We start from the raw sequence: 18,713 nt of genomic DNA on the forward strand, positions 1-18,713 counted from the left end.
AAGGGTTGAACGAAGTAATGAAAATCAAACAAAACATTGATAAAATTCCAGGGGGCATTATGCTGGTGCCGCTGTTTATTGGCGCACTTTTTCATACATTTACTCCATGGGCAGGCGACTATTTTGGATCTTTTACCAAGGGGCTGATGACAGGTACGGTACCCATTTTAGCAGTGTGGTTTTTTTGTATGGGTGCTTCTATAGATGTGCGAGCGACGGGTACTGTATTGCGTAAATCAGGAACGCTCGTATTGACTAAAATCGCGGTCGCGTGGGTAGTGGCGATCATTGCATCCAGATTGCTGCCTGTTGGTGGTGTAGAAAGTGGACTATTTGCAGGTTTGTCAGTGCTGGCGCTGATCTCGGCTATGGATATGACGAACGGCGGGTTATACGCCTCCATTATGCAGCAGTATGGCTCCAAGGAAGAGGCAGGAGCATTTGTACTGATGTCACTGGAATCGGGTCCGTTGGTGACCATGATTATTTTAGGTAGCACCGGGCTGGCCGTTTTTGAACCGCAGACATTTGTGGGGGCGGTATTACCATTTTTGGTCGGCTTTATGTTGGGCAATCTGGATCATGATTTCCGAAAATATTTTGGGAACGCAACGCAAGCTTTGATTCCATTTTTCGGTTTTGCACTTGGTTGTTCCATTGACCTGAGTGTCATTGTCCAGACAGGTATGCTTGGTATCTTATTGGGTATTTTTGTAATTATCGTTACAGGTATTCCACTGATTTTGGCGGACAAATATATCGGTGGTGGCAACGGTACAGCAGGAATTGCAGCCTCTAGTACAGCAGGAGCAGCAGTAGCCAATCCAGTCATTGTCGCCAATATCAAGCCTGAGTTCCTGCCTGTTGCGCAATCTGCAACGGCCTTAGTTGCTGCTTCGGTCATTGTGACCTCGATTTTGGTACCTATTCTGACGGCATACTGGGCCAATTATATGAAGCGTAAGGGGAAATCCCAAGAAGCGGGGCCTGTAAATCCAGGGGCGAATATACCTAAATAAAGTTTGGATGATGATGCTCTCAACTTATGGACCTTTCCATTACCCGGGAAATGCTTTTGCAGTTATACCTTCAATCCTAACATTACAAAACTTGTCCTAAAACGCTTCTGCAAACATACATATGTAAGCAGAGGAGCGTGATGGGATTGGAAAACAAGGTACGTCGCTATTACCAGTTAAAGCAAAAGCAAAAAGAAATTGAAGGTGAACTGACTGATTTGCGTAATGACATTACCGCTCATTGTGCACAGCAGGAAGTATCAGATTGGGAAATTGGCAACTACCGAGTCAAGATTATACAGCAGCACCGCAAGGAATACGATCATACAAAGCTGTATGATTCACTGCCTGATCCGCAGCTATGGCGCTTGTTTTCCAAGCCGGATACGTCGAAGATTGCCAGTTTGCTTAAGCTCAAGGTCATCGCAGAGGAGCAAATAAAAGATGCCGTTTCTCTTAAAACGGTGACGCTATTGCAGGTGGATAAAAAATAAATAAAAAGAGCTGCCCCCGTTTTCGGAGCCAGCTCTTTTTATTGTCTGTTGTTACTAGTCTTCCATCTTCACGCTCTATGAATTATTTATCAGACAAACTTTTTCCCACTCCTTTGAGAAAATGAATACCAAATCCCATTGCCCGGTTTACATCTGGATCATTCATCGCCTTCATAAGATCGCGCAGACGAGTCTTTTTATTCTGCTTTAGATGTTCTTCGGCTTCGTTCAGGCCATTAGTAACGCTATTTGTCAGCTTTTTCACCAGCTCGGGGTCTACCTCAGACAGCATCCCTGCTGCTCCCATGAGATTATTGATGATGTTTGTCACAGGCTTACGCGTCGCTTGTCCTACAGCGATTTTGGCGATGCTTTCTTTGGCTTTTAGCATAGACTGAGCTGCTTCGAGAAGACCACTGTCGTGTAGCTCGCGTACGATTTCAAGCGTCTTCTGCAATGCCGCCCCATTGTTCGCCAGATCAGCAGTAAGCTGATCCAGCGATTGTTTTTGCCGTTCTTCTTCTGTCAGAACGCGTTTTCTCACAATTGAAATAGGCTTAGCCACGGCTTGACCTCCTTATTTTTGATCCACCAAATCGACGTAACCGGGACGATTCCACTTACGGTCCACTTCAACCCCATTTTGCGGATGACGTTTTTTGTAACGCGGATTGATACGTGGCAGTGGATTTTGACCGTCTACCTCCAAAATTTGCATCCTTACTTTGGCTTGTTTATAGGCCGGTGTACGGGTGACCACATCGAACGCTCCACCAGTTAACAGATTGACCGCACCATCATGGCTGGTAGAGTGCATTGGCACATAAATTTCAGTTCCCTGCACGCGGTCTGTAACCAGAACGCGTAGTTTGACCGCACCATAAGGGGATTCCAATCGAACCAGCGATCCATTAGTGATTCCGCGCTCCTCAGCCAATTCAGGTGACACTTCCACAAATACTTTTGGAAGTTTGAGCTGAATACCCGCTGATTTGGTCGTCATATTTCCTTCATGAAACTGTTCGAGCAGTCGACCATTATTTAAGGTCAAATCGAATTCAACGGGGTACTCTTTCGGTGGTACATATTCGAAAAGTCCCAAACGCGCTTTTTTATCCGGAAAGTTAAAGCCGTTGGTGTGCAGCAACGGTGTATTGCTACCATCCGGCGATCCCCAGTGGAAGCTGTTCCAGCCTTCCAATACGTCATAATTACATTGGGAGAAAAATGGAGTGAGCGACGCCATTTCTTCAAAAATTTCACTTGGATGGCTGTAATCCCAATCATATCCCATGTGCTTGGCAAATTGGCTGAAAATCCACCAATCTGGTTTGCTGTCTCCTATAGGGCGGAGTGCTTCATATAAACGCTGAACACGACGTTCGGTGTTCGTAAAGGTTCCGTCTTTTTCGAGTGAAGGTACGGCTGGCAAAATAACGTCAGCGAATTCAGCTGTCTTGCTTAGAAATACATCCTGAACGACAAGGAAATCCAAGTTCGCCAGCATTTCTTGGGTATGGTTGGAGTCAGCATCCACCCATGCCATCTCTTCTCCAGCGATATACATCGCTTTGAGCTTACCTGTTTCAATAGCTTCCAGCATCTGAATGTTGTCTAGTCCGCGTTGACCTGGAATTTGTACGCCGTAGGCCGCTTCGAACTTGGCACGAACGACATCGTTCGTCACGGGCTGATAGCCCGGGAAAATATCCGGCATTGTACCCATATCGGCAGCACCCTGAACATTGTTATGTCCGCGAAGCGGATATGCGCCTGCACCCGGACGCATAAAGTTTCCAGTCACCAGCAGCAGGTTGGCAATTGCAATCGAAGTGTAAGAGCCTGCGATGTTTTGCGTCACACCCATGCCCCAACAAATGGCAGTGCCGTCGGCTTCGTGAATCAAAGTCGCTACCTCAATCAGTGTCTCTTTGGAAATACCAGTTTCCTGTTCGGCAAATTCCAGGGTGAAACGCTCTAGCAACTTCAAATATTCAGGATAGAAGTTTACATGCTCTTCAATGAATTTTGCATCATGCCAGTTTTGCTCAATGATGTATTTGGCTACAGCGGATAACCATACATAATCAGTACCTTGCTTCGGACGAATGAACAGATCTGCGCGTTCTGCCATTTCATGCTTGCGCAGGTCGACCGAGATAAACTTTTGACCGTGCAGCTTATGCGCACGTTTGATACGAGTAGCCAGCACTGGATGTCCTTCTCCCGGCGCGCAACCGACCAGCATGACCAAACCTGCTTTGGCAATGTCTTTAATCGTACCGCTGTCCCCACCGATGCCTCCGGTGTATTGCAGCCCCCATGACGCAGGAGATTGGCAATACCGTGAGCAATTATCGACGTTATTCGTTTGGAAGACCTGACGAGCCAACTTCTGCATCAAATAGTTTTCTTCATTGGTAAATTTGGACGAAGAAATAAAGCCGAGTGCTTCGCCACCGTAAGTTTCTTGAATAGCTCCCATTTTGCTGGCCATCAGGCTCAAGGCTTCTTCCCAGGTAGCTTCCACAAATTCGTCCCCTTGACGAATTAAAGGGGAGGTCAGACGCTGATCGCTGTTCACAAAATCCCAGCCAAATTTCCCTTTTACGCATGTCGAGATACCGTTAACAGGTCCCTCAGAGGTAGGTTGTACCTTCAAAATTTTGCGGCCTTTGGTCCAAACCTCAAAGCTGCAACCTACACCGCAAAACGTACAGACGGTTTTCGTTTTTTTCGTACGGGTTTCACGCATCGCTGCTTCGGCTTCGGAAATAGCAAAAATCCCACTATAGCCCGGCTCCACTTCCTTTATTAAATCCACCATCGGATTTAATAAATCCTTGTTCATGCCACTCATGAAGCCTGCTTCTCCCAGCATGGATTTCTCCATCAAGGCATTGCATGGGCAGACGGTTACACACTGACCGCAGCTGACGCAGGAGGAATCGTTAATCGCAACCCTGTCATCCCATATGACGCGAGGGCGTTCAGCTTCCCAGTCGAGGGACAGCGTTTCATTGACCTGAAGGTTTTGGCATACCTCTACGCATTGGCCGCATGCAATACATTGATTGGGGTCATATCGATAGAAGGGATGAGACATATCTACTTCTGTCGGGTCAACTTTCGGTTGGTACGGATATTTTTGATGTTCAATTTCCATTAGCTCTGCTGTATTATGCAAAGTGCAATTACCGTTGTTGTTATCGCACACTGTGCAGTAGAGGAGATGATTTTCCAGCAATCGGTCCATAGCCTCGGTTTGAGCTGCTTTCGCGCGATCCGAATGTAAATGAATATTCATTCCATCGGAAGCCAGTGTCGAGCAGGAACGCATAAGTTTTCCGTCCACTTCCACGATACATGTGTCACAGGTACGGATCGGATCGACTTCGGGAACGTAACACAGCTGGGGATGGGCGATGTTATTTTCGTTAATCACTTCAAGAATCGTTGCGCTGTTCTTCGTTTTCAGTTCCTGTCCGTTTAATGTAATTTTGATCGCACTATCAGTCACGGTTCAGGCTCCTTTCAGATTTTAAATTTAAAAATTAGGAATAAAAAAACTCCACCATAAACACAAGTGCTCGTGTTCCAGCACTTGTGTTTATGGTGGAGTAGTGACCAAGCTCTAGGTCCTGGAGGCCAATCCGCCATTTGTATATGTATTAATAACAAACAGTACGCACCGTCTGTATATCAATAACTTCTGAATAACTTAGATATGTCATTTTCTGCATGTCATCTCGTGTAACTATAACGTAAAATTTAAGATAGTTCAACGGTACATTATTAATTTTTTAATTGATAATGATTATCGTCTGAGAAATCGAAAAATCATTGACAAACGTTCCAGGATTGCTAACAATAGGAATGTAATCTATTTCAGAGCAATCGTAAATGGAGTGTACGTGGGAATCGCGTATATTTTATTTGTCGCAGCGCTTGTTAGTTTGATTTTTCTATATCACATGATGTGGGATTCGTAAAATCCTGATGTAGATAAATTAACCGGCATTTAGCAGATTCTTCGATATTCATAAGCGAAGAAGTTGTTGTGATGCCGGTTTTTTGGTTCAGTATAAAATGAATGGAAATACCGTCCCAATTTAGAGTGTAAAGAGTTTTATTAATGAAGACGGATTGAGGTGAACAGGATGGCGAACCGGAGCGACGATCAATGGAATCGTCCGTTACGGGACTTAAGAATATCCGTCATAGACCGATGTAATTTTCGGTGCCGATATTGTATGCCGGAAGAAATATTTGGCCATGACTATCCGTTTTTGCCAAAAGAAAAAATATTGACCTTTGGGGAAATTACGCGCCTTTCCCGTATTTTTGTCTCGCTGGGTGTTACGAAGCTGCGCATTACTGGCGGTGAGCCGTTGCTGAGGAAAAATTTATCCTCGCTTATTCATTCGTTAACTCAACTCGATGGGGTTGAGGATATTGCAATGACGACAAACGGCGTATTTTTGCCTAAATATGCTGCAGCACTGCGAGAGGCGGGACTAAAGAGAGTGACGGTTAGTCTGGATTCGCTCGATGATGATCGGTTCTGCCAAATGAACGGGGGCAGAAGCAGTGTAAAGGCGGTGCTGGATGGTATTGAGGCTGCGGCTCAAGTAGGGATGCAGGTGAAAATAAATATGGTCGTGCAAAAGGGCTTTAACGATCAGGATATTGTTCCCATGGCCGATTATTTCCAAAAGAGAAAGCATATTTTACGTTTTGTTGAGTTTATGGATGTAGGCAACACCAATGGCTGGAAATTGGATCAGGTCGTTTCCAAGCAGCAGATCATCGAAGCCATTCACGAGCATATGCCGTTAGAGCCTGTCCCACCCCAGTACAAAGGTGAGGTGGCGACGCGCTACAGGTATCAGGACAGAGACGGGGAAATCGGCATTATTTCGTCTGTTACGGACGCCTTCTGCTCCACATGTACACGAGCGAGAATTTCTGCTGAAGGCTCCTTGTACACGTGCCTGTTTGCCTCGCAAGGGTACAAGCTTCGCGCGATGCTGCGTTCCGAACAGTCCGATGACGAGATTAGAGCTTACATTGAGCGTGTTTGGAGAGAACGTACCGATCGCTATTCAGAGGAACGGCTGAATCATACACAGCAAGCAACATCTAAAATTGAAATGTCACACATCGGCGGGTGAGCCGAAGAGCCAGCCTGTCAGAAACAAGGGAGTGGAGCACATGGAAAAGCCAGCTGAGGTAAAACGTGAGATTCTACGTTATCGTGACGGTCAGATCAAGCGTTTTGAAGACACTGTGGTGACGGAGCATCCGGTGACCATCAAAATCAATCAGCAGGAATTTGCTACCATGGTTTGTACACCGGAGTATGTGGAGGATATGGCGGTAGGTTTTTTGGCCTCTGAAGGCGTCATTCAACGGTACGATGATATCGAAGATATTTGGGTTCAGGAAAAAGAAGGTTTTGTTCATATTAAAACCCGTCGAATGAATGAGTTTTATCAAAACTTTCATTCCAAACGGTACATTACCTCCTGCTGCGGAAAAAGTAGACAGGGCTTTTATTTTATGAATGATGCCAAAGTGGCAAAAAGAATGAATGACACCCATGTTACGCTGTCCTTTGACGATTGCTTCCGCTTGATGAATTTAATGCAAAGCTCGGCACTTACGTTCCAACAGACCGGTGGTGTTCATAATGCAGCGTTGTGCGATAAAGACGGGATGATCCTGTCCAGAATAGATATCGGCCGACACAATGCGCTGGATAAAATCTATGGACATTGCTTAAAACATGATATTGTATTACAAGACAAAATCATAGTATTCAGCGGACGCATTTCGTCTGAAATTTTGTTGAAGGTTGCGAAGATTGGCTGTGAAGTTGTTTTGTCCAAGTCAGCTCCTACAGAGCTTGCACTTGAGTTGGCTGAGGATCTGGGGATTACGACCGTCGGCTTTATACGCAGTCGTTCTCTGAATGTGTATACGCATACTGAACGGATTGATGAACTGGTCGAATCTAAAATATAATATAAAAATCTACAATGTACACCGTCATAGTTAACCAGCATGGAATAAAACCTTTCGGGGTATTCATTCATGTTGGTTTTTCTTGGTACATATGTGGTGGACATTCACTGTACTGAAAAGGAGGGCATGTTAAATGAACTATCATATTCAAGTATTTGCCGGACTTGCGGAACAGATGGGAGGGCCTATAATTATGGTGCCTACTGAGCAAGAAACGATGACCGTTGCCGCGTTAAAAGACTTGCTATCCGAGTGTTTCCCTGAATCGGCAGCTCAGTTGCAGGGTTCTTTTGTTGCCAGAAATCAAGCCTACGCCGCTCCTGAGGACCTCGTGAGTATATATGATGAGATTGCGATTATTCCTCCGGTTTCAGGAGGGTAAATTCTATTATATAGATAGATGAATTCGATAGAATAGGTGCAAGGGGGCAGATCATATGCAATACCGTATTCAGCTATTCGCAGGTATGGCGGAGCAACTTAGTGATGTGATCACGGTAGAACTTTCACATGAAACGGTGACCATGGCAGACATTCGAAAAAGGCTGAATGAGCTGTACCCGGAAGTGACTTCACAACTGCCAGGTTCTTTTTTTACCCATCATAAAAAGCTGGCTTCTCCAGATGAACTTGTGCTTCCATCAGATGCAATTGCTCTTCATCAGTCAGCACCCGGGATGGAGACGGTCGTTTCAAAATGTGGTTTATTTGCCATTACGTACGACCCGATTGATGCCGATGAAGTAACCTCAAAGGTGCTCGACCCTTCTCATGGCGCCTCGCTGACCTTTAATGGTACGACTCGGGAATTCACGCAAGGTCAGCGAACGGTGCTGCTTGAATATGAGGCGTATGTCCCGATGGCCATGAACACGATGAAGCAGATTGGTGACGAAATTGCAGAGCGTTGGCCTTCTACACGTACTGCGATTACACATCGGCTTGGCACGGTCAGAATTGGAGAGACGAGTGTGGTGATTGCTGTCTCTGCTGCACACCGCGATACTTGCTACGAAGCCAGCCGCCATGCCATTGAACAGTTAAAGCAAATCGTACCGATTTGGAAAAAGGAAGTGTGGGAGGACGGCTCAGAATGGAAGGGGCATCAGCTGGGTGGCTGGAATCCTCAAAATACCCCAAAGCTTTCGAATAAGGGTGAGGACATCTGAGCTTTTAGCTTGTCTGATCAACTTGTAGCTATCAATGGATAAGTATGGAGGGTAAACCAACGATGTCAGAAATGGACAAAATCCAGAAAATAGAAGTTGCTGCACAAGCACATGCGCATGCGCATGCGTCTCATGCCCGTTATTCTAGACAGGAATTATTCTCGAAAATTGGACCGACAGGCCAGCAAAATATCCGTAGTAAGCACGTGCTGATGGTGGGGGCCGGCGCACTGGGCACTGCCAATGCTGACATGCTGGTGCGAGCGGGCATCGGACGGCTGACGTTGGTAGACCGTGATTATGTAGATTGGAGCAATTTGCAGCGCCAACAGCTCTATGACGAAGCGGATGCCCGTGATCAGATCCCCAAGGCAGTGGCCGCGCAGAAGCGATTGCAGCAAATTAATTCGGACGTGGACATTCGTGCGCTAGTCCGGGACGTCTCGCTAGATGAAATCGACGATATCGCAGCAGGGGTGGATCTCATCGTAGATGCCACCGACAATTTCGATACACGTCTGCTTATGAACGATTATGCGGTCAAGCATCGAATCCCTTGGATTTACGGGGCGTGTGTGGGCAGCTATGGGACAACCTTTACCATTGTGCCAGGGCAGACACCGTGCCTGCATTGCCTGCTCGGAACCGTACCGCTCGGCGGTGCGACCTGTGATACGGTCGGTGTGATTAGCCCGGCTGTACAGATGGTGGCGGCTTATCAAAGCGCCGAGGCATTGAAGCTGCTCACCGGGAACGAATCAGCCTTACAGGGTAAGCTGATTTCCTTCGATCTGTGGAACAATCAGCATCAGGCGATCCAAATCAGCGCCATGAAGAAAGCTGATTGTCCAACATGTGGTGAGTACCCTGTGTATCCTTTTTTACAATCGGAGCATCAGGCTAAAACGGCTGTCTTGTGCGGACGAGATACGGTTCAAATCCGCCCGGCCCCGGGTACTGTACGTGATCTGAATGAAGCGGCACGTTTGTTATCCCGTCAGGGGGGCAAGGTGGAGCATAATCCATACCTGGTATCCGTTGTTATCGGAACGCATCGAATCGTTCTTTTTCAGGATGGACGCGTCTTAATTCATGGGACGAAGGACATCGCTGAGGCGAGATCGATTTATCACAAATATTTGGGTTGACCCAATAGATTCGACCCGTTATGAGATGTACAATGCTTTCTCATTTTCGCTATCACATTTTCGTCATCCCATTTTGGAATTTATAGGATAGGGGAAGAAAAAATTGAAAAAGAAATTTGGGTACATATTCACGTTCGTTGGATTGTTGGCATGGGTTCTGGCGGGGTGCTCGTCTCCGGCTGCTGTACAGTCGGCACAGTCTGCACCCAAGACAGAACTAGTCGTATCTGCCGCTGCAAGTCTTCAAGATAGTCTGAATACGCTCAAGGACCAGTATGAGAAACAGCACCCAGATATCAAACTCACCTTTAACTACGCTTCATCTGGTACATTACAAAAACAAATTGAGCAAGGCGCACCCGCTGACGTATTTATTTCGGCGGGCATGAAGCAAATGAAGGCATTAACGGATGCTTCATTGGTGGAAAAGGATAACGTGTTGCTTCAAAATAAACTGGTTGTGGTTGTTCCGCAAGATAAGGCGAAAAGCACAGATAACAAAAGCATTACGCTCAATGACTTGATGGGTCCTTCTTACCTGAAAGTGGCTGTTGGGGAGCCTACTACCGTTCCCGCCGGACAGTATTCCAAAGAATCGTTAACGAAGGCTGGACTATGGGACAAGCTGGAACCTAAGATGGTATTCGCCAAGGACGTAAGACAGGTATTAAATTATGTTGAAACAGGCAACGCCGATGCAGGACTCGTCTATCTGACGGATGCCAAATCATCTGATAAAACGGTCATAGCACTGGAAGTGCCTGAGGAATTGCATGCACCCATCCTGTATCCTGAAGGCATTGTAAAAGCAACCAAACACAGCCAGGAAGCAGGCGAGTTTCTTAATTTTCTACGGACAGATGAAGCTATGAGTGTGTTCAGTAAAGATGGATTTTCAGCCCCTACAGAAATGACGGGAAAATAGAATTCACAGATAAAGGAGGGGGTTCCGTTGGATTGGTCAGCTTTTCTTCCTCCGGTTATCGTATCTGTTAAAGTTGCTGTCGTCGCCAGCATCATCGTCTTTTTATTAGCTACTGTGGTAGCGCGGATGATGGCGAACTGCACGCCGCGGAGGGGAACCAGCGTGATTGAGACCGTCCTACTTCTTCCGCTCGTTTTGCCTCCCACTGTTGTCGGCTTTATTTTGCTCATCTTGCTGGGAAGGAAAAGCTGGATCGGCACAGCCTTCGAAAGCCTGTTCCAGCAGACGATTGTATTTACATGGGGAGCTGCAGTGGTGGCGGCCGTGGTTGTTGCTTTTCCACTGGCTTACCGTACCATTAAAGCAGGTTTTGAAGCTGTAGACCCAGAGGTAGAGGAGGCTGCACGTGCGCAAGGTGCCAACGAATGGCAAGTGTTTCGCCACATTACGATGCCCCTTGCCTACCGACCACTCATTTCAGGATACATTCTCGGATTTGCCCGAGGGTTAGGGGAATTTGGCGCTACGTTGATGCTTGCAGGTAATATTCCTGAACAGACCCAAACCCTGCCTACAGCGATTTACACCGCGTCCGAGGTCGGAAATATGACACTCTCTTGGAGCTGGGTAGCTGTCATCATTTTATTCTCTTTTATCATGTTGATGCTTTCAAATCGACTGGTAAAGGATTAGTCCGTTGGAGTAAGAACATGCGTAGTCTGCCGATAGGGCAGCTGCGGCAACGTCAGCAGCTTAGATCACCAAGAAACCCTGCGATTACTAAAACGCAGGGTTTCTTGTTTTTTTCGACAGCGATTACGGTGACCTCCCGGTCCTTGGTATGGCGCATTAGGTTGCACTAATGGCCGATGCTATAGAACAGATTTAGTGGAAATATGGTACAATTTACAAGGAAAATAAAGGGGGATGAGGAACATGAAGAAATTCGGGCAAATGTTTCTGGTAGGTTTAGCCATGGTTTTGGGGCTTGGTCTGGCGGTAGGAAATGTGGAGCTTCCCGCCGCCTCCGCGGCCGATACAGAATATTATGTGTCCACGAGCGGCAGCGACTCCAACGCAGGAACGAGCGACGCGCCGTGGAAGACGCTGCAGCACGCGGCCGACGTGGTTCCTGCGGGCAGCACGGTTTACGTCCGGGGCGGTGTGTACAAGCAGAAACTGAAGATCACCCGCTCTGGCTCCGCTTCGCAGGGTCCAATTGTGTTCACCAACTATGGGACAGAGACCGCCATTATTGATGGCAGCGGACTTTTGGTCAGCGGGAACGAAGGGCTGATCGAACTGGCCGATGTCAATCACGTTACCGTTCAGGGGTTTGAAATCCGTAATTTTACCACTGCTTCCAAGAACACGGTGCCCGTAGGTATTTATGTCCACGGTTCGGGCGGCTTCATTAATTTGTCCAACAACAAAATCCATGACATCAAAAACACGGTCACCCCGACCGGCAAAGATCGGCTGGGCCGGGACGCTCACGGTATCGCTGTTTATGGCACGAAAGCTCCGGCTTCGATTCACGACCTTACGATCAGCGGTAATGAGCTGTACAATCTCGTGCTGGGCTCCAGCGAATCGCTCGTTTTAAACGGCAACGTGGACGGCTTTGCGGTGACCGACAACCGCATTCACGATAATGACAACATCGGGATTGATCTGATCGGCTTTGAGGGAACTGCGCCGAATACTGCTTACGATCAGGCGCGAAACGGGCTGGTGAAGAGCAACCGGGTGTACAATAATTCTGTTCAAAATAACCCATCTTACAAGAGCGATGACAACTCGGCCGGTGGTATTTATGTGGATGGAGGCAAGGACAGTATTATCGAGCAGAATTACAGCTACAACAACGACATCGGCGTCGAAATGGCCTCCGAGCATGCCGGCAAAGCCACCAGCAATATTACAGTCCGCAGCAACGTGATATATAACAACCGGCTGACTGGTATTGCCATGGGCGGTTACAATGAGGAGCGCGGCTCAACGGTAAACTGCAAGATCGTGAACAATACGCTATACAAGAACGATACATTTGACGACGGAAGCGGCCAGCTTTTGGTTCAGTACGATACGCGAAACAATGTGATCAAAAACAATATTTTCGTGGCCAGCTCCACAGATATGCTGATCTCCAATGGATACACCAAAAATTCCGGCAATGTTGTGGATTATAACTTATACTTTGCTCCGAGCGGCAGTTCGGAAGCTAACTGGATCTGGAAAAATAAAGAGTATACGGGATTCTCCGCGTACAAATCGGGGACCGGCAACGATACGCATTCTCTGTTTGCCGATCCTAAATTCGTGAATGCCGCGAACAGCGACTTCCATTTGCAGTCTTCGTCACCGGCGATCGATGCCGGGAACACGGACCGTGCCATCATTGGAACACTGGATATTGACGGGAAGCCCAGAGTACAGGGAGCCGCGGTGAACATCGGTGCCTACGAGTAAGCCTTATATTTTATGACTAGTGCATAGCGAATCTATGTGGGGCCGCTGCTTGTACGTTTTTACAATGTTCCTTGCAATTAAAACACCTTCAAAGAGAATCCCCATGTCGTAAGATATGAGGATAAACTTTGGAGGTGTTTTTGCGTTGGCAACAAGATTAAGCTATCCTCGGAAAGTAAAAATGGAAGTCGTACAAATGAGATTAGATGGTTGTTTCTGTTCGAGAGGCTCTGATTAACATAGTTGTTGTACACCTTTGAACCATACGGACTTGATCGACAAGGTATCCGAGATGTTGGTTGTCGGATCACCGTTTACTAGTATAAGGTCAGCGAGCGCACCTTCGGTAATACAGCCGCGATCGTAAAGCCCAAAGCAACGGGCCGGTTTCGCAGTAGCCGACTGAAGCGCTTCTATGGGAGTAAATCCGGCCTCAACCAGCAATTGCATTTCATGATGAACGCTGGCTCCATGAGCAAGACCGCCAAGATTGGGAACAGGAACGGGGGCGACATCCGTCCCGACCAGAATATCCACACCGGCACGGTGAAGATCCATCACATTTTTAAAGCTATTCTCCAAATTGCCTTGCGGGAAAGTATGGAAGCTTGAGTTCAAAATATCGATCCATTCTGGACTTAATTTGGAATAAACACGTGAATCATTCGCCAATTCTGATGCCGGATTTCCCAGAATGGATGAGTTCAATACTAAGCACGGTATAACAAATGCACCTGAATCCGCTATGGATTTCACCAACTCGGATGTGCATTCGGGCCTGTCGAGAAATAAGTGACCCAATCCGTCGACTCCCATATCGATGGCGGTTTGCGAAGAATCAGCCGTCAAGACGTGGGCTATGACAATTTTATCGAATTTATGGGCTTCTGCCACGGCTGCTTTTAAAATCTCGTCGCTTAAAATAGGTAGTCCAGGGGCACCCAAGACCGTCCCTTCTTCAATCATGATTTTAATATAGTCGGCGCCACTCTCCACCTGGGTATGCACATGTTTGATCGCTTCTTCCACTGTCGTCACTTGGGGCACCTCTTCGTGATCGTGAGCGTAGGCGGCTAGCATAGCTTCCCGGTCTTCCTTGGGTAACTTCTCCAATTCCTTTAATACGAACTCCGGAATTTCATCCTCATCCTGCAATAATTCATCCGGATGACCACCTGGAGCAGTGATCGCTGTGCCGGCAGAACGGACTTCGGCGACGTCATTCACGTTTTTTAACTGGATCTTGCGCCCTCTTTCTGTAAAACTGCCGTTCATTTCGAGTTCTGTCGTGACGCCGAATTTTAAAGCATCTCGTAACCCACCGATTGAAGTGTGGACATGCGCATCAATCAGGCCGGGCAATAATGTCGCATTTTCCCCATCGATGATCGTTGCATGTGTCGGAAGGTCTCCGCCTACCGAAATAATGGTTTCGCCATGGATGACAACATTTCTGGGCTCAATAACTTTTTCACCATCGAAAATACGTACATTCGTAATCGCTGTAACTTTTTCTACCGTAGAGCTTTGAGTTACATTCTTCATGTCGTTCCTCCTTAGTGTTCAATCTTAAACACTTAGAATTCTAACTATTAGTTTTATAACTGTCAATAAACTAATTTTCATTTGACAAACAGTTTAGAGATTTATATAGTTTATTTACTGACAATTAGACTTCTAATAATTTGAGGAGATACGATTATGAAAACCCAAAAGGATACGGTTTATCTGGATTTGTTTCAGATTATTGGTCTTAAGTTAAAGAAAAGAGCGGACGAGAGCATAAAAGAGTTGGGATTAAATGCTCAACAAGGAAAAATGATTAAATATATCTACGAGAATCAAGAAAATGATTTAATTCAGAAGGATCTTGCCGATCGGTTTCATCTGCGCGGAGCCAGCATTACAAGCATACTTCAAGGTCTTGAGCAAAAAGGATTCATCGAGCGCAAAATCCCGGCCAATAATGAACGGCAAAAAAATATTTATGTTTTACCAAAAGCCATTGAATTGATTGAAGCTTTTAGTGACTCTTTCCAAAAGGTGGAGGAGGAAATTGTTCAAGCCTTGACCGAAGAGGAGAAGCAAATTTTAGAGGAAATGTTACTCAAAATTAATGAACGCTTATAATTGCAGATAAAATCATGTTCCAAAAATCACTTTCGCTAGTCTCTGTTTTATATGATAGGAATCGGTTATGATGGAAATAGTAATAGGGATTTTAGTAGATTTTAGGAGAGCGGTGCGATATGAGAAGGGAAACGGGTTTTAACGAAATTATTCGAAAAGTACGTAAAGAGCTGTTTGGGAAAGGCCCGGAACGCATACATACGACCTTTGTAGATAATATGGCCATCACGATGCTGTATGGAAATTTAACCCCATCTGAAAAGTTCCTGGCACAAGAAGAATCCGGGAAAGAGATGGTGCATGCAGCCCGAACCAAAATGGTTCAAAAAATATATCCCACACACTTCAATAAAGAACTGGAGGATTACATGGATTCCCGGCTGCTGCACCTCTTTTCAGATATTAAAGTGGAGGAAGATATAGCCATCTCCGTTTTTGTATTTGAAGATAATATTACTGCAAAATAAAAAGAAGGCGGAACCGACATAGCATCCATATTGTTGGAGAGTTCGGCTGCACCTTCGATTTAATTAACGATGTCCTAATTGAAATGGAATGAATAGAAAGCTTTTTCTGTTTACACATGTTTTCTTCTTCGATATTGATATTGGGACCATTGGTAGAGAACAAAACATCCTATGCAAAAACCAAGGATAGCCACCAAGGCCGCCACCAGGACCATGGCCGAGAATACATAAGCGACAATACTCCACTGGAGCATAAATCCTACCCAAGCGACCAACAGAAAAAAGACGGCAAGAAGCTGATTAAACCTTTGCTGCTCTCGGTCCTCCTGCACATACGAGGAGGGGCTTTTCTTCAAGAAAAGCTTGGCTATCCGCATTACTGGATTGAAGTTAAAAAGGACGCCGAGCAACCCCGCGATAAGAGGAATAACTAGCACCCCATATCCCCCTGTAATCCAAGTAAAAACTACAGATAAAACAATTACCCATTGATTAGCCCTGACTAACGGACGCGGAATGGAAGATGGATTTTGGCTCATATATATCATCCTTTTCATATCGGAATAAAGTAAAAACTGAAATTATTATAGCCTAACATTTGGAGAATAGATACCAAGAAAAAATGAAAGACTCTGCAAGTCCATCTGCTAAGTTTTTTTGTCTTTCTTAATTCCTAGCGATGTATCAGCCAATTTGTTACAATTCTTATATATGTCAATTGGGGAAGATAGACATTGTTTTACTCTATGCGCAAATCACGGATCATGAAAGGAACCTACATAGTTTATGAAAAAAAATGATTTTGGAAATAGGATGAAGGAATATGAAAATGCCTATAGATTAAGCCTACCACGCCGTTTACCCGTAATCATCAGAATTGATGGTGCGCATTTTCATACCTTTACACGTGGGATGACGAAACCTTTTGATGAGAAACTAATTTTTGCATTATGGGAGACGTGTAAATATTTGGCCTATAACATTATGGGATGTAAACTGGTGTATCATCAGAGCGATGAAATTTCACTGCTTCTTACGAATTATGACAAATTAACGACGCAATCCTGGTTTGAAAATAATCTTCAAAAGATGGTGTCCATATCTGCTTCTCTGGCTACAGCCAAATTTAATGAGGAAATCCAAAAGGTTTACCCAGGTCAGCCTTTAGCCACTTTTGATGCGAGAGCATGGGTCTTGCCCCAGGATGAGGTTACAAACTACTTTCTATGGAGACAACAAGATGCTACTAAAAATAGCATTTCTATGGTAGCTCAAGCCCATTTCAGGCATTCAGAATTAGAAGGATTGAACGGAAATCAGCTCCAAGACAAGCTTTTTGTGGAAAAAGGGATAAACTGGAACGAACTTCCGGTCTGGCAAAAGCGGGGAATTTGCATTACCAAACAACAGTACAACAAAGGCGAAGCCGTCAGAAGCAAGTGGGATGTTGATCATGAGACACCGATTTTTTCACAGAATAGAGATTATATTAACCAATATGTATACTTGGACAAGGATGTGTAGATTTGGAGTGTGTCATTTTTATAGGAATTCAGGCTTCGGGCAAGTCGACATTTTATAAAGAACATTTCTTCAAAACACATATGCGAATAAACCTTGATATGCTTAAAACACGGAATAGGGAAAATATTTATCTACAAGCCTCCATCGAAACCATGCAGCGCTTTGTTGTAGACAATACAAATGCCACTGTTATAGAACGAAAGAAATATATAGATGCTTGTAAAAATAAGGGGTTTAAAATTATTGGCTACTATTTTGAGCCCGATTTTGCAGAATCTATTAAGCGTAATGAGCAGCGCACAGGCAAAGAGTATATTCCTGAAATCGGTATTAAAAGTGTAATGAGTAAACTAGAGGTCCCAAGCTACGAAGAAGGATTTGATGAACTCTATAGTGTGATTTCCATTGAAGGAACGTTTCAGATCAAAAGGCTGCCGGAAAACTATACAATATAGGGGGAGTATCATGAACATACCAGAGAGATTTATCAAACGGTTTCCAGCATATGAGGACGTATTTATTGGTAATCTTGAACATCACCGCAAGCACTTTCTGCCAATCTGCTCAATTAATCTCCAGTTCTTATTTCCAGAGCAGCATGAGTGGCTTCATTTTGTTTCCGTAAAAGAAATCCACGAAGGCTGTGTAGGTGAAAATACTCAGCAATTTCATACCTTATTTACCAAGGAAGATATGCTGGGATTCGATGTAATTGACGGCAAATACAAATTCGAAGCAGACTGGAATTATTTTAGTCTTCATCAGAAAGAGCAATTGGAAGCCACCTATGAAGCGCTGAAGTCTACCGGGGATAAAGCGTACCTACGTATGAAGAGAGAAGTTATGGCGTTGGACGGACTGGAACAGGTGTATATGGCTAATGAACAAGACTACCAAGCTCGCAAAGCATTTTTCCTGGAAAACAATAAACTTTATCCATATTCCTCCTTTGGGGAGGCCAAAAAGTCTGTAGAAGAGCTCACCCGTGATTTTGAGGAAAAGCAAACCAGCGGTTGGGGGCTGAGTTTCCCTGAAGTTAACGGAATTTTGGATGATATCGCTTTTCAGTCTGACAAGGCTCAAAGTTATATCAAGGAATATGACGAATCTCTGGAAGAGATGCTCCAGTTCGAGCAAACCAATCTGCTTCATGTGCCTAAATGTCCCAATGGTGAGACTTTTGCCTATATCGGTTCCATTACCGGGTATTATTTTCAAGCGTGTGGGGCGGATACCGTCTATTTATTTTACGACCAAGAATTAAGTAAAGCGGTAATTTGCTTCGAATATTCATAAGTGAGGATTTTGCAAAATCCTGAAGTATAAAAAAACTCCCAT

19 protein-coding genes are annotated in these 18,713 nt (G+C 45.3%); 15 read left to right on the forward strand and 4 right to left on the reverse strand.

From position 1 onward, the window contains the following. Positions 1–17: 17 nt before the first annotated feature. Both kdgT and NSQ58_RS10585 read left to right on the forward strand, forming a co-directional pair. Complete coding sequence (gene kdgT, locus NSQ58_RS10580) at positions 18–1,019, forward strand: 2-keto-3-deoxygluconate transporter (protein ID WP_028542532.1); 1,002 nt, start codon at positions 18–20, stop codon at positions 1,017–1,019. A gap of 140 nt (positions 1,020–1,159) precedes the next feature. Then, positions 1,160–1,513, forward strand: coding sequence for a hypothetical protein (locus NSQ58_RS10585; RefSeq protein ID WP_013311244.1), 354 nt, complete (start codon positions 1,160–1,162; stop codon positions 1,511–1,513). Between the two features lie 82 nt (positions 1,514–1,595). On the opposite strand, the gene NSQ58_RS10590 is transcribed toward NSQ58_RS10585, so the two are convergent. Together NSQ58_RS10590 and fdhF are read right to left on the reverse strand one after the other, a co-directional pair. After that, positions 1,596–2,078 (reverse strand): DUF1641 domain-containing protein, encoded by a 483-nt coding sequence (locus NSQ58_RS10590; RefSeq protein ID WP_023989572.1) that lies wholly within the window; start codon positions 2,076–2,078, stop codon positions 1,596–1,598. A gap of 12 nt (positions 2,079–2,090) precedes the next feature. Next, positions 2,091–5,033: a formate dehydrogenase subunit alpha gene (gene fdhF, locus NSQ58_RS10595; protein ID WP_341057358.1), complete on the reverse strand. Its 2,943-nt coding sequence runs from the start codon at positions 5,031–5,033 to the stop codon at positions 2,091–2,093. Between the two features lie 640 nt (positions 5,034–5,673). Here fdhF and moaA point away from each other — a divergent pair. From moaA to NSQ58_RS10635, 8 genes are all read left to right on the forward strand, one after another. Beyond that, positions 5,674–6,687, forward strand: a complete 1,014-nt coding sequence (gene moaA, locus NSQ58_RS10600) for a GTP 3',8-cyclase MoaA (RefSeq protein ID WP_341057360.1) — start codon at positions 5,674–5,676, stop codon at positions 6,685–6,687. A 40-nt stretch (positions 6,688–6,727) separates the two neighbouring features. Beyond that, entirely contained in the window at positions 6,728–7,540 is an 813-nt protein-coding gene (gene fdhD, locus NSQ58_RS10605) for a formate dehydrogenase accessory sulfurtransferase FdhD (protein ID WP_023989569.1), read from the forward strand. A gap of 133 nt (positions 7,541–7,673) precedes the next feature. After that, the gene (locus NSQ58_RS10610; RefSeq protein ID WP_028542528.1) at positions 7,674–7,922 is read left to right on the forward strand and encodes a MoaD/ThiS family protein; all 249 of its coding nucleotides are present in this window, start codon (positions 7,674–7,676) and stop codon (positions 7,920–7,922) included. A 55-nt stretch (positions 7,923–7,977) separates the two neighbouring features. Further along, a complete protein-coding gene (locus NSQ58_RS10615; RefSeq protein ID WP_341057363.1) occupies positions 7,978–8,709 on the forward strand; it encodes a molybdenum cofactor biosynthesis protein MoaE in 732 nt (243 codons plus the stop codon). A gap of 62 nt (positions 8,710–8,771) precedes the next feature. Continuing rightward, positions 8,772–9,857, forward strand: coding sequence for a thiazole biosynthesis adenylyltransferase ThiF (locus tag NSQ58_RS10620; protein WP_338532664.1), 1,086 nt, complete (start codon positions 8,772–8,774; stop codon positions 9,855–9,857). Between the two features lie 103 nt (positions 9,858–9,960). Continuing rightward, the gene (gene modA / locus NSQ58_RS10625) at positions 9,961–10,782 is read left to right on the forward strand and encodes a molybdate ABC transporter substrate-binding protein (protein WP_069080357.1); all 822 of its coding nucleotides are present in this window, start codon (positions 9,961–9,963) and stop codon (positions 10,780–10,782) included. Between the two features lie 27 nt (positions 10,783–10,809). Next, positions 10,810–11,475 carry a molybdate ABC transporter permease subunit gene (modB, locus tag NSQ58_RS10630; protein ID WP_023989564.1) on the forward strand — a complete coding sequence of 222 codons (666 nt, stop codon included), beginning with the start codon at positions 10,810–10,812 and terminating at the stop codon, positions 11,473–11,475. A gap of 243 nt (positions 11,476–11,718) precedes the next feature. Further along, positions 11,719–13,254, forward strand: coding sequence for a right-handed parallel beta-helix repeat-containing protein (locus tag NSQ58_RS10635; protein ID WP_341057366.1), 1,536 nt, complete (start codon positions 11,719–11,721; stop codon positions 13,252–13,254). 234 nt (positions 13,255–13,488) lie between these two features. Here NSQ58_RS10635 and NSQ58_RS10640 read toward each other — a convergent pair whose 3' ends face one another. Beyond that, a complete protein-coding gene (locus NSQ58_RS10640; protein WP_023989563.1) occupies positions 13,489–14,799 on the reverse strand; it encodes an amidohydrolase family protein in 1,311 nt (436 codons plus the stop codon). A 156-nt stretch (positions 14,800–14,955) separates the two neighbouring features. Between NSQ58_RS10640 and NSQ58_RS10645 the strand changes: the two genes are divergently transcribed. Both NSQ58_RS10645 and NSQ58_RS10650 read left to right on the forward strand, forming a co-directional pair. After that, positions 14,956–15,384 carry a MarR family winged helix-turn-helix transcriptional regulator gene (locus NSQ58_RS10645; protein ID WP_341057368.1) on the forward strand — a complete coding sequence of 143 codons (429 nt, stop codon included), beginning with the start codon at positions 14,956–14,958 and terminating at the stop codon, positions 15,382–15,384. 119 nt (positions 15,385–15,503) lie between these two features. Then, positions 15,504–15,851: a DUF2294 domain-containing protein gene (locus NSQ58_RS10650; RefSeq protein ID WP_013311231.1), complete on the forward strand. Its 348-nt coding sequence runs from the start codon at positions 15,504–15,506 to the stop codon at positions 15,849–15,851. Positions 15,852–15,961: 110 nt separating this feature from the next. Here the strand turns inward: NSQ58_RS10650 and NSQ58_RS10655 are convergent, their stop codons facing one another. Further along, on the reverse strand, positions 15,962–16,390 hold the full coding sequence (locus tag NSQ58_RS10655) for a DUF4395 domain-containing protein (protein WP_043882279.1): 429 nt from the start codon (positions 16,388–16,390) through the stop codon (positions 15,962–15,964). A 247-nt stretch (positions 16,391–16,637) separates the two neighbouring features. On the opposite strand from NSQ58_RS10655, the gene NSQ58_RS10660 reads away from it, so the two are divergent. From NSQ58_RS10660 to NSQ58_RS10670, 3 genes are read left to right on the forward strand one after another with little or no spacing between them, the layout of a single operon-like run. Then, positions 16,638–17,375 (forward strand): tRNA(His) guanylyltransferase Thg1 family protein, encoded by a 738-nt coding sequence (locus tag NSQ58_RS10660; protein WP_341057372.1) that lies wholly within the window; start codon positions 16,638–16,640, stop codon positions 17,373–17,375. A 2-nt stretch (positions 17,376–17,377) separates the two neighbouring features. Further along, positions 17,378–17,830 (forward strand): AAA family ATPase, encoded by a 453-nt coding sequence (locus tag NSQ58_RS10665; protein WP_339200562.1) that lies wholly within the window; start codon positions 17,378–17,380, stop codon positions 17,828–17,830. Between the two features lie 10 nt (positions 17,831–17,840). Further along, positions 17,841–18,671, forward strand: a complete 831-nt coding sequence (locus tag NSQ58_RS10670; protein WP_341057374.1) for a siderophore biosynthesis protein — start codon at positions 17,841–17,843, stop codon at positions 18,669–18,671. Positions 18,672–18,713 lie beyond the last annotated feature (42 nt).

Origin of the sequence: Paenibacillus sp. FSL M7-0134 (assembly GCF_038007865.1) — a bacterium.
Lineage (GTDB): Bacteria > Bacillota > Bacilli > Paenibacillales > Paenibacillaceae > Paenibacillus > Paenibacillus polymyxa_B.

Coding starts and splice junctions, on each gene's coding strand:
- kdgT (WP_028542532.1), top strand. CDS start 18: ATGAAAATCAAACAAAACATTGATAAAATTCCAGGGGGCATTATGCTG.
- NSQ58_RS10585 (WP_013311244.1), top strand. CDS start 1,160: ATGGGATTGGAAAACAAGGTACGTCGCTATTACCAGTTAAAGCAAAAG.
- moaA (WP_341057360.1), top strand. CDS start 5,674: ATGGCGAACCGGAGCGACGATCAATGGAATCGTCCGTTACGGGACTTA.
- fdhD (WP_023989569.1), top strand. CDS start 6,728: ATGGAAAAGCCAGCTGAGGTAAAACGTGAGATTCTACGTTATCGTGAC.
- NSQ58_RS10610 (WP_028542528.1), top strand. CDS start 7,674: ATGAACTATCATATTCAAGTATTTGCCGGACTTGCGGAACAGATGGGA.
- NSQ58_RS10615 (WP_341057363.1), top strand. CDS start 7,978: ATGCAATACCGTATTCAGCTATTCGCAGGTATGGCGGAGCAACTTAGT.
- NSQ58_RS10620 (WP_338532664.1), top strand. CDS start 8,772: ATGTCAGAAATGGACAAAATCCAGAAAATAGAAGTTGCTGCACAAGCA.
- NSQ58_RS10635 (WP_341057366.1), top strand. CDS start 11,719: ATGAAGAAATTCGGGCAAATGTTTCTGGTAGGTTTAGCCATGGTTTTG.
- NSQ58_RS10640 (WP_023989563.1), bottom strand. CDS start 14,799: ATGAAGAATGTAACTCAAAGCTCTACGGTAGAAAAAGTTACAGCGATT.
- NSQ58_RS10645 (WP_341057368.1), top strand. CDS start 14,956: ATGAAAACCCAAAAGGATACGGTTTATCTGGATTTGTTTCAGATTATT.
- NSQ58_RS10650 (WP_013311231.1), top strand. CDS start 15,504: ATGAGAAGGGAAACGGGTTTTAACGAAATTATTCGAAAAGTACGTAAA.
- NSQ58_RS10655 (WP_043882279.1), bottom strand. CDS start 16,390: ATGAGCCAAAATCCATCTTCCATTCCGCGTCCGTTAGTCAGGGCTAAT.
- NSQ58_RS10660 (WP_341057372.1), top strand. CDS start 16,638: ATGAAAAAAAATGATTTTGGAAATAGGATGAAGGAATATGAAAATGCC.
- NSQ58_RS10670 (WP_341057374.1), top strand. CDS start 17,841: ATGAACATACCAGAGAGATTTATCAAACGGTTTCCAGCATATGAGGAC.